This window comes from Streptomyces sp. NPDC006512 (genome assembly GCF_040611935.1).
GTDB lineage: Bacteria > Actinomycetota > Actinomycetes > Streptomycetales > Streptomycetaceae > Streptomyces.
The window spans coordinates 1-14304 of record NZ_JBEXPG010000015.1 but is presented as its reverse complement, the minus strand read 5'-3'; the positions used below and the strand labels follow the sequence as shown (position 1 = coordinate 14304).

Sequence of the window (14304 nt, the reverse complement as noted above, 5' to 3'; positions counted from 1 at the left end):
CTAGGTCGCCGTGGGCGCCTCCCCAGAGTGCCGTCGGCGGGGGCGTTGCGGAACCCCCCGCGAGGGGGGCCGGCCGTCCGGCGGGTTGTCGTGGAGGAGGCGCTGGAAGAGGCGGTGGTCCCGCCAGGCGCCGTTGATGTGGAGGTAGCGGGGGGCGAGCCCGTACTCGGTGAAGCCGGCTTTGGCCAGGACCCGCTGGGAGGCGAGGTTGTCGACGAGGGTCCCGGCTTCGACGCGGTGCAGCCCGGCTTCGTCGCGGGCGATGCGGCAGACCTCCTCGACGGCCGCGGTGGCCAGCCCCTTCCCGGCCCAGGCCTGGTCGACCCAGTAGCCGACGCCGCCGCTGCACAGGGGGCCGTGTACGAGGCTGCCGAGGTTGATCGTCCCGACGGGGACGCCGCCCGCGGTCAGGACGTACGGCAGGACCCGCCCGGCGTCGCGGTCCGCGAGCAGGGTCCGCAGCCGGTCCAGCTGTCCGGCCTCGGTGTAGAACTCCTCGGCCCGGTGGGGCTCGTAGGGCGCCATGTACGTCCGGTTGCGGGCCAGTACGTCGGCCAGCGCGGCGGCGTCGTCCAGCGTGACGCCCCTCATCTCCACCCCGTCAGCGATCATCCGGGCACGCTACCGAAGCCCGGCCGCCCTGCCCAGCCGTCCGCCTCCCCCGGCCCGCTCACCTCCCGAAGCGGTCCTCGCCCCCCGCGTCCACCGACAGCCGGTACCCCCGCTTGACGACGGTCTGGATCAGCATCGGCACCCCCAGGGCCGCCCGCAGCCGGGCCATCGCCGTCTCGACGGCGTGCTCGTCGCGGCCCGCTCCCGGCAGCGCCCGCAGCAGGTCGGCCCGGGACACGACCCAGCCGGGCCGCCGGGCCAGGGCGTGCAGCAGGGCCATCCCGGCCGGGGGAACGGGCCGCAGGGCGGCGTCGACGAGTACGGCGTGCCCCCGGATCTCCAGGCGGTGTCCGGCGACGGGCAGGACCCGGGCCCGGCCGGGCAGTTCGCGGCAGAGCAGCTGGACGAGCGGACCGAGGCGGAAGCGTTCGGGCTGGACGGTGGTGACGCCCTCGGCCTGGAGGGGCAGGGCGGTGACGGGGCCGACGCAGGCGGCCAGGGCGGGCCCGCGCAGGGCCTCCAGTACGGCCTCCCGCAGTCCGCGTTCCCCGGCCCGGGACAGCAGGGAGGCGGCGGCGGGCGCGGAGGTGAAGCTGACGGCGTCGACCGCGCCCACGGCGACCGCGTCGAGGAGCCGGTCCAGGGGCGCGAGGTCCTCCGGCGGCATCCACCGGTACACCGGTACGGGCACGACGTCGGCGCCGCCGTCGCGCAGCGCCTCGACGAAGCCGGGCAGGGGTTCGCCGTGCAGCTGGAGGGCGATGCGCCGCCCCGCCACCCCGCCGTCGAGCAGCCGGTCCAGTACCTCGGCGAGGGATTCGGACTGCGGGGACCAGGACTCGACGAGCCCGGCGGCCCGTACGGCGCCCTTGACCTTGGGGCCGCGGGCCAGCAGTTCGGTCGCGCGGAGCCGGGCGAGGAGGTCCTCGCCGATCCCCCAGCCGTCGGCGGCTTCGATCCAGCCCCGGAAGCCGATCGCGGTGGTGGCGACCACGGCGTCCGGGGGGCTGTCGACGAGTTCCTTGGTGGCGGCCAGCAGTTCGCCGTCGTCGGCCAGGGGCACGATCCGCAGGGCGGGGGCGTGCACGACGGCCGCGCCGCGCCGCTTCAGCAGGGCGATGAGTTCGTCCGCCCGGCGGGCGGCGGTGACTCCGATGGTGAACCCGGCGAGCGGGCCGGTGTGCGGTGCGTCGTCCATCGTGGTGACCTGCCTCGGCTGTGCTTGCCCGGTGGGGTGGGTGTCTCGTCGCGGGGACCGAGCCTGTCAAGCCGTCGTGTCGGGCTCGGTTCCACCGCATTTCGGTGCCGTAACGCCGCCCGGCACGAGAGCGCCGTCACACGCTGGTGAGCTGCGGTTCCGCCTCCGTTCCCGCCGCGGGGGCCGGCGTCCGGGCGGGCCGGCGAAGGTATACCGCCCAGGTGACGGCGCAGCACACGGCGTAGAAGCCGAGGAAGGTGACGAAGGCGGCGCTGCCGGATCCGGAGGAGGCGAAGGCCTCCCGGAAGACCAGGTTGATGCCGAGTCCGCCGAGCGCGCCGACGGCGCCGATCAGGCCCATGGCGGCGCCGGAGAGGCGTCGCCCGTACGCGGCCGCTTCCTCGCCGCTCGTGCCGCGGGCCAGGGCCTTGGCCTGGAAGATGCCGGGGATCATCTTGTAGGTGGAGCCGTTGCCGACGCCGCTGAGCGCGAAGAGGGCCACGAATCCGACGAGGAAGACGGGCAGCGATTCCCGTACGGAGGCGAGGACGACCACGCCGGTCGCCGCCGCCATGGCGACGAACACCGCCAGGGTGATCCGCGCGCCGCCGATCCGGTCGGCGAGCGCGCCGCCGACGGGCCGTACGAGGGAGCCGAGGAGCGGGCCGAGGAAGGTGAGCGAGGCGGCCTGGAGGGGGGTGCGGCCGAACTGGGTCTGGAGGACCAGCCCGAAGGCGAAGCTGTAGCCGATGAAGGACCCGAAGGTGCCGACGTACAGGAACGCCATGATCCAGGTGTGCGCGTCGCGGGCGGCTTCGCGCAGGGCCCCCGCGTCGTTGCGCACGGGCGCCAGGTTGTCCATGCGGGTGAGGGCCAGTACGGCCGCGGCGACGATCAGCGGGAGGTAGGCGGCGAGCAGGAGGCGGGGGTGGCCGGCGCCTGCGGTCGCGATGACCAGGAGGGCGGCGAGCTGGACGACGGGGACGCCGATGTTGCCGCCGCCCGCGTTGAGGCCGAGGGCCCAGCCCTTCTTGCGGAGCGGGAAGAAGGCGTTGATGTTCGTCATCGAGGAGGCGAAGTTGCCGCCGCCCACGCCGGTCAGCGCCGCCACGGCCACGAAGGTCGCGTACGGGGTGCCGGGCTCCATGACGACGAGCGCGGCCACGGTCGGCGCGAGGAGCAGCAGGGCGCTGACGACGGTCCAGTTGCGGCCGCCGAAGCGGGCGACGGCGAAGGTGTAGGGCACCCGTACGAGGGCTCCGACGAAGGTCGCGGTGGCGATGAGGAAGAACTTCCCGGCCGGGTCGATGCCGTACTGGGGGCCCATGAAGAGGACCATCACCGACCACATCGACCAGATGGAGAAGCCGATGTGTTCGGAGAGCACGGAGTAGAGGAGGTTGCGGCGGGCGGTCTTCTCGCCGGTCTCCTTCCAGAACGTCTCGTCCTCGGGGTCCCACCGCTCGATCCAGCGGCCTCCCCTGCGCGGTGCGGTCGTACCGGTCATCACACGCCTCCACAGCTGTCGCGTCCGTGGGAAGACCGTAGGAAGGGCGCGTTTCGGCCCCGGTCCCCGCCGGATGACCGGCGGGAAACCTTGCACTCACCCGCTGTCGGCGCCCGGTGTGAGTGCGGCGGGCAACCAGCTGCCCGGCGGTACTTCCAGCCAGCCGGCCGGGCCCTGGAGTTCCTCGGCGGCGCGGAGCAGGGCGTCGAGGCCGGGGTGGCGCAGGCCCCGGCGCCAGACCATGGCCAGCGGGGACAGCGGTACGGGGTCGACGAGGGGCCGTTTCACGGATCCGGGCATGTCGGGGAAGCCGACGGTGACCAGGACCGGGTTGCGGGTCTTGGCCATGACCCGCCCGAACTCCTCCTTGCCCACCGCGACGGGGGCGGGGGGCGCCGACGCGATGCCCCGCCCGGCGAACAGTTCGCCGGCCAGCCGCGTCCACTCCCGGGTGCGCGGGTTCCCGGCGCCCGTGTACACGCTCTCCCCGGCCAGCGCGGCCAGCGGTACGTCGTCCCGCGCGGCCAGCGCGTGCCCGTCGGGCAGCAGTACGGCGAGCGGTTCGTACCGTACGGGCCGGTGCGCGAGGCGCGCGCGCAGCGCCGGGTCCAGGCCGTCCGCGTACCCGAAGGAGACGTCGAGCCGGCCGGCGACGATCTCCCCGGCGGCGTGGGTGAGGCCGCTCTCGAAGCGGGCCATCAGCTCGCAGCCGGGGGCGAGCTCGCGGGCCCGTTCCAGGACGCGGCGGCCGGTGCCGGGCCCGTCGGTGTTCACGTCGACGAGGAGGGCGCGGGGCGGGCCGGTGAAGGCGGCGGCGAGTTCCTCGTGCGCGCGCAGCACCTCGCGGGCGTACGGGAGCAGCCGCTCGCCCTCGGGGGTGAGTTCCACGGCCCGGGTCGTACGGACGAACAGGCCCGCCCCGAGGCTCTGTTCGAGCCGGCGGACGTCGCGGCTCAGCGCCTGCTGGGCGACGTAGAGGCGGGCGGCGGCGCGGGAGAAGTGGAGTTCCTCGGCGACGGCGACGAAGCCGCGCAGCAGCCGGGGGTCCACATCGCGGGAGGGCATCCCCGGAGATTAACAACCGGGGATTGACAACAGGAAGCGGTGAATGGCCTGCGAACAGGTGTTGGACCGCCGCCGGGGGCGGGCCGCAGGCTCGGGGCATGCCGCAGAAGAACCCGCTCATGGCCGTGACCGGCAGCACCCTGGTCCTGACCACCCGCTCCCCCGCCGCCGCCCCTTCCCGTGCCCGCACCCGCGCCCCGGGCCCGTACCGGCGGCTGTTCGCCCTACCCGGCACCCGCGGTTTCACCGCCGGGAACCTCATCGCCCGCCTCCCCATGGGCATGTTCGGGATCAGCGCCGTCCTGATGATCGCGGGCCAGCGCGGCTCGTACGCCCTCGCCGGCGCGGTCACCGCGACCGGCCTGGCGGCGACCGCCCTCGTCGCGCCGTGGACCGCCCGGCTGGTCGACCGGTACGGACAGGCCCGGATCGCCCTGCCCGCCACCGCGATCGCGGTCCTCGGCTCGCTGTCCCTGGTCCTGTGCGTGCGTACGCAGGCCCCCGCCTGGACCCTGTTCGCCTCGTACGCGGCGACCGCCACCACCCCCAACATCGGCGGCATGTCCCGGGCCCGCTGGACGCACCTGCTGCCCCCGTCCTCGCACCACACGGCGATGTCCTTCGAACAGGCCGCCGACGAACTCTGCTACCTGCTCGGCCCGGTGGCGGCGGCCTTCCTGTGCACGGCCGTGTTCCCGGAGGCGGGCACCCTCGTCGGCGCGGTCCTGCTCCTGACCGGCATGACGGTGTTCACCGCGCACCGCGCCACCCAGCCGCCGCCCGCCGCCGCGCGGCCCGCCGCCGGCCCTTCCCTGCTGCGCCGGCTGCTGCCGCTGCTCGCCCTGTTCGTCGCCACCGGGGCCGTCTTCGGCTCGATGGAGGTCACCTCGATCGCGCACCTCGGAGCGCAGGGGCTCGGCGCCGCCACCGGACCCGTCCTCGCCCTCCAGGCGGCGGGCTCCTGCGCGGCCGGGCTGCTCTACGGCACCCGGCGCCCCCGGAGCCTGCGGACGTGCCTGCTCGCCCTGGCCGCGGCGATGGCGCTGCCCTGGGCCGCCGCCGGCGCCGGTTCCCTCGTCCTGCTGGGCTGCGCGCTGCTGCTGGCGGGCGCGGCGACGGCCCCGGCGATGGTCACCGCGATGGCCCTGGTCCAGCGGGCCACCCCGCGCGGGCGGCAGAACGAGGGCATGACCCTCGCCGTCACCGCCGTCCTCGGGGGCATCGCCGCCGGCTCGGCCACGGCCGGCCTGACCGTCGACCACTTCGGCACGACGGCGGCGTACGCGCTGCCCGCCGCGGCCGCCCTGCTGGCGCTCCTGGCCCTGCCGGCCGCCGTGGCGGGACGTTTTGATCCGGCGGCCGAGTGATCGTTCCCGCGTGGTACTCACCGCCGCCGCGCGGGATCGGCCATAACTGAGGGGTCTTCCCCCAGCGCCCTTCCCTTTGCGGAGGAACACCCCTTGCCTGCTTCCCGTTCCGTGCCCGCGGCCCTGTTCGTCGCGGCCGTCACCGCCAGCTGCCTGATGCCCGCCGCGCCGGCCCTGGCCGCCGACTCCTCGGACCTGCGCTTCTCCCAGCCGTACGTCCCCTCGATCGCCCCCGGCAAGACGGGCCGCGTCGTCATCGCGGCTTCGGGCGGGGCGGACGCCGTGCGCAGCAGCGTCTTCCGCATCACCGCTCCGGAGCGCACGACGTTCCCCGAGGCCCGCTTCTACTGGAACGGCCAGCGCGCGGGCGGTGCGTGCGAGCGCTCCTCTGACGCCCGACTGCTGACCTGCGACGCCGGAACCCGTGCGGGGTTCACCTTCCCGGCGAACACCCGGACCCGGCTCGCGGTGGCGCTGCGCGTGGACACGGACGCCCCGGAGGGCACCACGCTGGACGGGGGTGAGTGGGCGGCCGGTACCGAGGAGTCCGCGCTGTTCGCGGTGGCGACCCCGGTGACCGGCCCCAAGGGCGACGACGGCAAGCCCGGGCACGACGGCCGGCCGGGCCACGACGGCCCCCACGGCAAGCCGGGCCGCCCCGGCCCCCAGGGCGAGAAGGGCGAGCCGGGCGAGAAGGGGGACAAGGGCGACAAGGGCGACCGCGGCGAGGCCGGCACCCCCGGCCCGGCCGGCCCCCAGGGCCGCAAGGGCCCGAAGGGCGATCAGGGTCCCCAGGGCGCCCCGGGCGAACAGGGGCCCCAGGGACCCAGGGGCGACGAAGGTCCCCGAGGTGACCAGGGCCCCCGGGGCGACCAGGGCCCCAAGGGTGACCAGGGCCCGTCCGGCGGCCTCCCGGGACCGAGGGGGGAGAAGGGCGATCGCGGCGAGAAGGGCGAGCCGGGCACCCGCGGCCCCGCCGGCCCCCAGGGCCGCAAGGGCGCCAAGGGCGACCAAGGCCCCGCCGGCCCCAAGGGCTCCAAGGGCCACCCCGGCCCGAAGGGCCCCCAGGGCGAACCCGGCCCGGCCGGCCCCCAGGGCCCGCAGGGCCCGAAGGGCGACACCGGCGGGCCCGGCAAGCCCGGCAAGCCCGGCACCTGCAAGAAGTGCGACGGCGGTCACGGTGACCACGGCGATCACGGTGGCCACGACGCCCCGAAGGCCCGCATCGTCTCCCCCGGCAAGGGCCTCGGCATCCGCTCCGGCCCCGGCACCCGGCACGCCCTGAAGGGCAAGGTCCCGACCGGCAAGGTCGTCGCCCTCCAGTGCAAGGTCAACGGCCAGAGCGTCGACGGCAATTCGATCTGGTACAAGCTCGCCGACGGCTCCGGCTGGATCGCCGCCCGCTACGCCCAGAACCTCAACAAGGTCCCGTTCTGCTGATCCCCGGCCCCGCCCGGACATGACGAAGGCCCCGCAGCAGGAGCTGCGGGGCCTTCGTCTACATGGGAAGAGTGGAGATGGCGGGAATCGAACCCGCGTCCAACGGTGCAGAAGCAGGGCTTCTCCGAGCGCATTCCGCTGCGCTTTTCTCAGCCCCGGAGATCACGCGGACAAGTCTCCGACGGGCTCAGTCACTGTTTGATTTCCCTCCAACCCCCGTGACCGGGGCTAGAGGTTTAGATCCCTAATTGACGCCAGGATCCGGACCGGGACCACTTCCGGGCTGACGCTCCTCACAGAGGCTTCAGCTCACTGTTATTAGGCAGCGAGGGTGAAGCGGGAGTTATCGCTCTTGGAGTTGGCGATTATTGTTTGCGACATGTGGTTAGCGAGATCATTGCCGCTTCCTCGGCTCGCTTCCCCTGCATCGACATCCGCTGTCGAAACCGATCATCCCCATGTATACACACTGTTCAGTTGTGTCCTGCTCACCGTACCCACCCGCCGGAGCGGGAGGCACTGACGTCATGGTACGCGAAGCGGACCACTGCGTGCCAGGAGATTAAACCGTACCGCGCTGCTTGCGCCGGACCGCCGAGATCGCGCGGTTCGTCTCGCGGGTGTCCTGCTTCTCGCGCAGGGTCTGCCGCTTGTCGTACTCCTTCTTGCCCTTGGCGAGCGCGATCTCGACCTTCGCGCGACCGTCCTTGAAGTACAGGACGAGCGGCACGATCGTGTGACCCGACTCCTGCGACTTGCGGTCCAGCTTGTCGATCTCCTCCCGGTGCATGAGGAGCTTCCGCTTGCGCCGGGCGCTGTGGTTGGTCCAGGTCCCCTGGCTGTACTCGGGGACGTGCACGTTGTACAGCCACGCCTCGTTGCCCTCGACGGACACGAAGCCGTCCACCAGCGAGGCCCTGCCCTGGCGCAGGGACTTGACCTCGGTGCCCGTGAGCACGAGACCGCACTCGTAGGTGTCGAGGATCGTGTAGTCGTGCCGCGCCTTCTTGTTCTGGGCGATCAGCTTGCGCCCTGTTTCCTTAGCCATAGTGCGGTCATTTTCGCACTACGGACCCACCCCGCGGCCACCCAATACCGTGCGCGCCCGTTCCTCGGCGCCCTCGCGGGCCGGCAGGTCCGGGGTGATCCCGCCGCCGTCGAGGCTGCGGCCCGCCGGCGTGCGGTACGTGCCGACCGTCAGCTCCGCCACGGAGCCGTCCGGGAGCTCGGTGGGCATCTGCACCGAGCCCTTGCCGAAGGTGCGGGTGCCCACCGTCACCGCGCGGCCGCGGTCCTGGAGGGCGCCGGTGACCAGCTCGGCCGCGCTCATCGTGCCGGCGTCGACGAGGGTCACCACGGGCCGGCCGGTGTCCCCGCCGGGAGCGGCGTACAGGGCGCGCTCGGAGCCCCGTACGTCGTACGTCGCCACCAGCCCGCCGTCCAGGAAGGCGGAGGCCGCGGTCACCGCCTCGGTGACGAGCCCGCCCGGGTTGCCCCGCAGGTCCAGCATCACCCCGGCCCCGGCGGGGGCCTCGCGGACGGCGGCCTTGACCCGCTCCCCGGAGCCCCGGGTGAAGGAGGCGACCTTGATGACGGTGATCCCGTCCGGGAGGCGGCGTACGGTCACCGGGTCGGCGCGCAGCCGCTCCCGGCGGACGGTCTCCGTGAGGTCCACGCCGTCGCGGCTGAGGTGCAGCACCACCGGGGTGCCCGCCTCCCCGCGCAGCAGGGCCACGACGTCGGCGACGGCGAGGCCCGTGACGCCCTGGCCGTCGACGCTCAGCAGCCGGTCGCCGGCGCGCAGGCGGGCCCGGTCGGCGGGGCTGCCGGGCTGGACGCGGTCGATCCGGATGCGGCCGTCCCGGTCGCGGTCGGCCCACAGGCCGACTCCGGTCCAGCGGCCGTCGAGGTCCTCGGCGAAGGCCGCGTACTCGCCCCGGTCGTAAACGGTGCCCCAGCGGTCCCCGCTGCGACTGACGACCTCCTGGGCGGCCTTCTTGCCCGACTTGCCCTCGGCGACGGCCTCGGCGGCGGCGCGGGCGACGGCTTCCCGGTCGGCGGTGCCGGGCTCCCGGGGCTGCTCGGGGGAGGCGGCGGGCGCGGGAACGTGCGTACGGGCGAGGGTTCCGGCGTCCGCGGCGTCCCAGCATCCGGTGCTCGCGGCGGCGGCGACGGACGTCAGGAACACCAACGTCAAGACGGCCCCGCGACGCTGGTCGCGGGGCCGGAGACAGTGAGCGGGCAGACCCGGCATGGCGCCGAGTCTAGGACAAGCCCCGCTGCGGTACGGAGGGTTGGCCGTACCGCACACGGGGCGCTTGTCACACCTTCAGGTACTTGCGCAACGCGATGAAGGCGGCCAGAGAGGGCATGAGCAGGCCGATGACCAGCACCAGCGGCAGCTTGGTGACGACGGCGTCCCAGCCGATGAAGTTGATCAGTTCGAGCTTGTCGCGGAGCGCGGCCCCGTGGTCGATCACGAAGTACTGGCCGGCTCCGAGCATCACGCAGGCGAGGGCGGCGCCGATGAGGCCCGCGACGGCCGCTTCCATGATGAACGGCACCTGGATGTAGAAGCTGGAGGCGCCGACGAGACGCATGATGCCCGTCTCCCGCCTACGGCTGAAGGCCGAGACGCGCACCGTGTTGACGATCAGCAGCAGTGCCACGATCAGCATGATCAGCATGATGCCGAGGGCGGCCCAGTTGAGGTAGCCGAGCAGCTTGAAGAGGTTGTCGAGCTGCGAGCTCTGGTCGGCGACGGACTGGACCCCGTCGCGGCCGGTGAAGGCGGAGGTGATGACCTCGTACTTCTCCGGGTTCTTCAGCTTGACGCGGAAGGAGTCGGGCATCTGGTCGGGGGTGACGACCGAGGCGAGCGCCGTGTGCCCGAAGCGTTCCTTGTAGTGCTTGTAGGCCTCGTCGGAGGACTCGTAGATGACGTTCTGGACGAGGTCCATCTTCTTGAGCTCGGTCTCGATGCCCTGCCGCTGCTCGGGGGTCACGGCCCCCTTGGAGCAGGCGCGGGGCGAGCCGACCGCGTCCGAGGCGCCGCCCGCGGCGGGGGCGCCGGCCGTGACGTTCCCGGCCGCTTCCAGGGCGTCGTTCTTGGTGCAGAGGTAGACGGTGACGTTGACCTTGTCGTACCAGTACCCCTTCATCGCGCTGACCTGGTCGCGCATGAGCAGGGAGCCACCGAACAGGGCCAGCGACAGGGCCACGGAGATGATGACCGCGAAGGTCATGGTGAGATTGCGACGGAGACCGACGCCGATCTCCGACATGACGAACTGGGCGCGCATGGCGTCCTTTCAGTGCTGGTAGCCGTAGACGCCGCGCGACTGGTCGCGTACGAGCCGGCCCTGTTCGAGTTCGATGACGCGCTTGCGCATCTGGTCCACGATCTGCTGGTCGTGCGTCGCCATGATCACGGTGGTGCCGGTCCGGTTGATCCGGTCCAGCAGTTTCATGATCCCGACGGAGGTCTGCGGGTCGAGGTTGCCCGTGGGCTCGTCCGCGATCAGCAGGGCGGGGCGGTTGACGAAGGCGCGGGCGATGGCCACGCGCTGCTGCTCGCCGCCGGACAGCTCGCCGGGCATCCGGCCCTCCTTGCCGCCCAGGCCGACGAGCTCCAGTACCTGCGGGACGGCCTTGCGGATCTCGCCGCGCGGTTTGCCGATGACCTCCTGCGCGAAGGCGACGTTCTCGGCGACCGTCTTGTTGGGCAGGAGACGGAAGTCCTGGAAGACGGTCCCCAGCTGGCGCCGCATGTGCGGGACCTTCCAGTTGGAGAGCTTGGCGAGGTCCTTGCCCAAGACGTGCACCTGGCCGTGACTGGCCCGTTCCTCGCGCAGGACCAGCCGCAGGAAGGTGGACTTGCCGGAGCCGGAGGAGCCGACCAGGAAGACGAACTCGCCCTTGGCGATGTCCAGGGAGACATCTCTGAGTGCGGGGCGGTTCTGCTTCGGGTAGGACTTGGAGACGTTGTCGAATCGGATCACGGGTGCACCACGGGGTCGCCGGGAGTAGGTGTGCGTGACCATACGCGAACGGACGGTGGGTGTGGACCCGCCAACCGCAGTTGCCCGAATTATCCCGGGTGCCCGCGCAGCCGGACCGGGATTGCCCGACGGGCCGCGCCGAATGCCGTCGGAGCTGGCACAGTGGTAGGGGGAACGGACTCGGTCCCCATGCCGTTGTACGAGGGGACGAGAGGAGGAGCGCATGACATATGACCGGCTCGTGTGCGCGAACTGCGCCGCGCCCGTCAGCCAGGGCCGCTGCCCGGTGTGCCGGGCGAACCGGGCTCGCCTCCAGCAGCAGGAGGGCCCCTTCGCCGGCCTGAATCCGGTGACACTCATCGCGCTTCTGGTGGTGCTGGTGGCAGCGCTGGCGCTGGCGGCGCAGACCGCGTAGCCGCGGCACGTCCCGATCACACGGAATGGGGAAGGGCCCGGACACCTTGGGGTGTCCGGGCCCTTCCTTCGATCAGTTCGTGATCACGCGGTCAGTTCGTGATCACGCGCCTCACGCGGTCTGCTCCTGCTGCTTGCGCCAGCGGATGCCCGCCTCCAGGAAGCCGTCGATCTCGCCGTCGAGGACCGCCTGCGGGTTGCCGACCTCGAACTCCGTCCGCAGGTCCTTGACCATCTGGTACGGGTGCAGGACGTAGGACCGCATCTGGTTGCCCCAGGAGCTTCCGCCGTCCTTGAGGGCGTCCATCTTGGCCTGCTCCTCCTGGCGGCGCCGCTCCAGCAGCTTGGCCTGGAGCACGTTCATCGCGCTGGCCTTGTTCTGGATCTGCGAGCGCTCGTTCTGGCAGGAGACGACGATGCCGGTCGGCAGGTGCGTGATGCGCACCGCCGAGTCGGTCGTGTTGACGCCCTGGCCGCCGGGGCCGGAGGCGCGGTACACGTCGATGCGCAGCTCGCCCTCGTCGATCTCGACGTGGTCGCTGGACTCGACGACCGGGAGCACCTCGACGCCCGCGAAGGAGGTCTGGCGGCGGCCCTGGTTGTCGAAGGGCGAGATCCGGACGAGCCGGTGGGTGCCCTGTTCGACGGAGAGGGTGCCGTAGGCGTAGGGGGCCTTGACGACGAAGGTGGTCGACTTGATGCCGGCCTCTTCCGCGTACGAGGTCTCGTACACCTCGGTCGCGTAGCCGTGGCGCTCGGCCCAGCGCAGGTACATGCGCTGGAGGCGTTCGGCGAAGTCGGAGGCGTCGACGCCGCCGGCCTCGGCACGGATGTTGACCAGGGCCTCGCGCTCGGCGTACTCGCCGGAGAGCAGGGTCCGGACCTCCATCTCGTCCAGCGCCTTGCGCACGGAGACCAGCTCGGTCTCGGCCTCGGCGAGGGTGTCCGCGTCGTCCATTTCCTGGGCGAGCTCGAACAGCACCGCGAGGTCGTCGATGCGCCCGCGCAGGTTCTCGGTCTTGCGGACCTCGGCCTGGAGGTGCGAAAGCTTGCTCGTGATCTTCTGGGCGGCTTCCGGGTCGTCCCACAGGGACGGCGCGGCGGCCTGCTCCTCGAGCACGGCGATATCTGCCCTCAGCTTGTCGAGGTCCAGGACGGCCTCGATCGACCCCATGGTCGAGGAGAGGGACTTCAGCTCTTCGGATACATCGACAACTGCCACGGGTCCAGCCTAGCCGGTCCCCGGACGGCGCTCTCCGGTCAGGCCGGATCGGCCCGTACGGAGAGGGGTGGGTACGGGCGTACGCTCCTCATATGACTGTTCTACTCGTGAAGCGCCGCCATGTGGACCACATGCGTGTCACCACGACGAGCTGTCTGCCGCCGGACCTCGCACGAGCCTGATCCACCCCGATCCGACTTCGGTCCTGTACGCGGCCTCGCGGTCCCGGCGCCATCCCTGCCGGCCGGCCGCTCCCTCCGCCTGCCCCGCCATCTCTGGGGCACAGGACCCTGTGACATCCGAAACGGAGCCGTCATGCCGTCCGCGCACCCCTCCTCCTCCCTGGCCGTGATCGACCTCTCCCGGGCCGACGACCCCGCGGAGCGGGGCGACTTCCTGAAGCAGCTGCACGCCGCCGCCCGCGACACCGGGTTCCTGTACCTGACCGGCCACGGGATCAGTGAGTCGGAAACCGCCCGGATCCTGGAGCTGACCCGGGCCTTCTTCGCCCTCCCGGAAGCCGACAGGCTGGCCGTGAGCAATCTGAACTCCCCGCACTTCCGGGGCTACACCCGCATCGGCCACGAGCTGACGGGCGGCGCCTCCGACTGGCGGGACCAGCTGGACGTGGGCGCGGAACGGCCCGCTCCGCAGGTGGGCCCGGGGGATCCGGCGTACCTGTGGCTGGAGGGGCCCAACCAGTGGCCGGCCGCCCTGCCGGAGCTGCGGGACGTGGTCCTGGAGTGGCAGTCACGGCTCGCGGCGGTGGCCCACCGGCTGCTGCGGGAGCTGCTGGCCTCGATCGGCGCGGACCCTGGCTTCTTCGACGCGGCCTTCGCGGACCGCCCGCACCTGCACACGAAGCTGATCCGCTACCCCGGCTCCGCCCCGTCGGGGGCCGGGCAGGGCGTCGGCGCGCACAAGGACTACGGCTTCCTGACCCTGCTCCTGCAGGACGGGGTGGGCGGGCTCCAGGTGGTGCGGGACGGCGGCTACGTCGAGATCCCGCCGATGCCGGGGGCCTTCGTGGTCAACCTGGGCGAGCTGCTGGAGATCGCGACGGAGGGCTACCTGGTGGCGACCGACCACCGGGTGGTGAGCCCGCCGGGCGCGGTGGAGCGGTTCTCGGTGCCGTTCTTCTACAACCCGCGGCTGGAGTACGAGGTGGAGACGGTCCCCGGGGACTACCTCCGCGCGGCCCCGGGCGTGGCCCACGACGCGTCGAACCCGCTGCACGCGGAGTACGGCCGCAACGAGCTGAAGGGCTGGGTACGCGCCCATCCGACGGTGGCCCGCCGCTGGCACCCGGAGCTGATCACGGCCTGACCGGCGACACGGCCGGGGAACGCGCGAGCCGGACCCCGCCGGGCGGACAGGACCTCGACGGCACTAGGGCCTGTCGTCAAACTCCCGTCGTCGCCCGGAGGGCGGCCCTGCGGCGTCTGGTGCGTGCTCTCGGTGCGCCGGGCGGAAGCCCG

Annotated in this window: 13 protein-coding genes and 1 other RNA gene; 4 read left to right on the top strand and 10 right to left on the bottom strand. The window is 72.6% G+C overall.

What is annotated here, in order from left to right; all coding sequences use genetic code 11:
- The 4 genes from ABZZ17_RS13265 to ABZZ17_RS13250 all read right to left on the bottom strand — a co-directional run bounded on the left by ABZZ17_RS13265 (position 1) and on the right by ABZZ17_RS13250 (position 4382).
- Positions 1-612: a GNAT family protein gene (locus ABZZ17_RS13265; protein WP_356875242.1), complete on the bottom strand. Its 612-nt coding sequence runs from the start codon at positions 610-612 to the stop codon at positions 1-3.
- A gap of 58 nt (positions 613-670) precedes the next feature.
- Positions 671-1810, bottom strand: coding sequence for a uroporphyrinogen-III synthase (locus ABZZ17_RS13260; protein ID WP_356875240.1), 1140 nt, complete (start codon positions 1808-1810; stop codon positions 671-673).
- A gap of 136 nt (positions 1811-1946) precedes the next feature.
- On the bottom strand, positions 1947-3317 hold the full coding sequence (locus ABZZ17_RS13255; protein WP_356875238.1) for a nitrate/nitrite transporter: 1371 nt from the start codon (positions 3315-3317) through the stop codon (positions 1947-1949).
- Between the two features lie 96 nt (positions 3318-3413).
- Complete coding sequence (locus tag ABZZ17_RS13250; protein WP_356875235.1) at positions 3414-4382, bottom strand: LysR family transcriptional regulator; 969 nt, start codon at positions 4380-4382, stop codon at positions 3414-3416.
- A gap of 98 nt (positions 4383-4480) precedes the next feature.
- Between ABZZ17_RS13250 and ABZZ17_RS13245 the strand changes: the two genes are divergently transcribed.
- Together ABZZ17_RS13245 and ABZZ17_RS13240 are read left to right on the top strand one after the other, a co-directional pair.
- Positions 4481-5749 (top strand): MFS transporter, encoded by a 1269-nt coding sequence (locus ABZZ17_RS13245; RefSeq protein ID WP_356875233.1) that lies wholly within the window; start codon positions 4481-4483, stop codon positions 5747-5749.
- Positions 5750-5842: 93 nt separating this feature from the next.
- Positions 5843-7189 (top strand): SH3 domain-containing protein, encoded by a 1347-nt coding sequence (locus tag ABZZ17_RS13240; protein ID WP_356875231.1) that lies wholly within the window; start codon positions 5843-5845, stop codon positions 7187-7189.
- A 69-nt stretch (positions 7190-7258) separates the two neighbouring features.
- Here ABZZ17_RS13240 and ssrA read toward each other — a convergent pair.
- The 5 genes from ssrA to ftsE all read right to left on the bottom strand — a co-directional run bounded on the left by ssrA (position 7259) and on the right by ftsE (position 11190).
- Positions 7259-7647: a transfer-messenger RNA gene (gene ssrA, locus ABZZ17_RS13235) on the bottom strand.
- A 104-nt stretch (positions 7648-7751) separates the two neighbouring features.
- Positions 7752-8237 (bottom strand): SsrA-binding protein SmpB, encoded by a 486-nt coding sequence (smpB, locus tag ABZZ17_RS13230; protein ID WP_356875229.1) that lies wholly within the window; start codon positions 8235-8237, stop codon positions 7752-7754.
- Positions 8238-8255: 18 nt separating this feature from the next.
- Positions 8256-9443 carry a S41 family peptidase gene (locus tag ABZZ17_RS13225; RefSeq protein ID WP_356875227.1) on the bottom strand — a complete coding sequence of 396 codons (1188 nt, stop codon included), beginning with the start codon at positions 9441-9443 and terminating at the stop codon, positions 8256-8258.
- Between the two features lie 67 nt (positions 9444-9510).
- On the bottom strand, positions 9511-10491 hold the full coding sequence (ftsX, locus tag ABZZ17_RS13220) for a permease-like cell division protein FtsX (protein WP_356875225.1): 981 nt from the start codon (positions 10489-10491) through the stop codon (positions 9511-9513).
- Between the two features lie 9 nt (positions 10492-10500).
- The gene (gene ftsE, locus ABZZ17_RS13215) at positions 10501-11190 is read right to left on the bottom strand and encodes a cell division ATP-binding protein FtsE (RefSeq protein ID WP_030240478.1); all 690 of its coding nucleotides are present in this window, start codon (positions 11188-11190) and stop codon (positions 10501-10503) included.
- A gap of 223 nt (positions 11191-11413) precedes the next feature.
- Here ftsE and ABZZ17_RS13210 point away from each other — a divergent pair, with 223 nt between their 5' ends.
- The gene (locus ABZZ17_RS13210) at positions 11414-11605 is read left to right on the top strand and encodes a hypothetical protein (RefSeq protein ID WP_356875222.1); all 192 of its coding nucleotides are present in this window, start codon (positions 11414-11416) and stop codon (positions 11603-11605) included.
- Between the two features lie 111 nt (positions 11606-11716).
- Here the strand turns inward: ABZZ17_RS13210 and prfB are convergent, their stop codons facing one another.
- Positions 11717-12826: a peptide chain release factor 2 gene (gene prfB, locus ABZZ17_RS13205; RefSeq protein WP_356875220.1), complete on the bottom strand. Its 1110-nt coding sequence runs from the start codon at positions 12824-12826 to the stop codon at positions 11717-11719.
- A gap of 315 nt (positions 12827-13141) precedes the next feature.
- Here prfB and ABZZ17_RS13200 point away from each other — a divergent pair, with 315 nt between their 5' ends.
- Complete coding sequence (locus ABZZ17_RS13200; RefSeq protein WP_356875218.1) at positions 13142-14152, top strand: 2-oxoglutarate and iron-dependent oxygenase domain-containing protein; 1011 nt, start codon at positions 13142-13144, stop codon at positions 14150-14152.
- Positions 14153-14304 lie beyond the last annotated feature (152 nt).

Bases quoted from the DNA above. Each gene is read 5' to 3' on its own strand.
- ABZZ17_RS13265 (WP_356875242.1), bottom strand. From the start codon at position 612: ATGATCGCTGACGGGGTGGAGATGAGGGGCGTCACGCTGGACGACGCC.
- ABZZ17_RS13260 (WP_356875240.1), bottom strand. From the start codon at position 1,810: ATGGACGACGCACCGCACACCGGCCCGCTCGCCGGGTTCACCATCGGA.
- ABZZ17_RS13255 (WP_356875238.1), bottom strand. From the start codon at position 3,317: ATGACCGGTACGACCGCACCGCGCAGGGGAGGCCGCTGGATCGAGCGG.
- ABZZ17_RS13250 (WP_356875235.1), bottom strand. From the start codon at position 4,382: ATGCCCTCCCGCGATGTGGACCCCCGGCTGCTGCGCGGCTTCGTCGCC.
- ABZZ17_RS13245 (WP_356875233.1), top strand. From the start codon at position 4,481: ATGCCGCAGAAGAACCCGCTCATGGCCGTGACCGGCAGCACCCTGGTC.
- smpB (WP_356875229.1), bottom strand. From the start codon at position 8,237: ATGGCTAAGGAAACAGGGCGCAAGCTGATCGCCCAGAACAAGAAGGCG.
- ABZZ17_RS13225 (WP_356875227.1), bottom strand. From the start codon at position 9,443: ATGCCGGGTCTGCCCGCTCACTGTCTCCGGCCCCGCGACCAGCGTCGC.
- ftsX (WP_356875225.1), bottom strand. From the start codon at position 10,491: ATGCGCGCCCAGTTCGTCATGTCGGAGATCGGCGTCGGTCTCCGTCGC.
- ABZZ17_RS13210 (WP_356875222.1), top strand. From the start codon at position 11,414: ATGACATATGACCGGCTCGTGTGCGCGAACTGCGCCGCGCCCGTCAGC.
- ABZZ17_RS13200 (WP_356875218.1), top strand. From the start codon at position 13,142: ATGCCGTCCGCGCACCCCTCCTCCTCCCTGGCCGTGATCGACCTCTCC.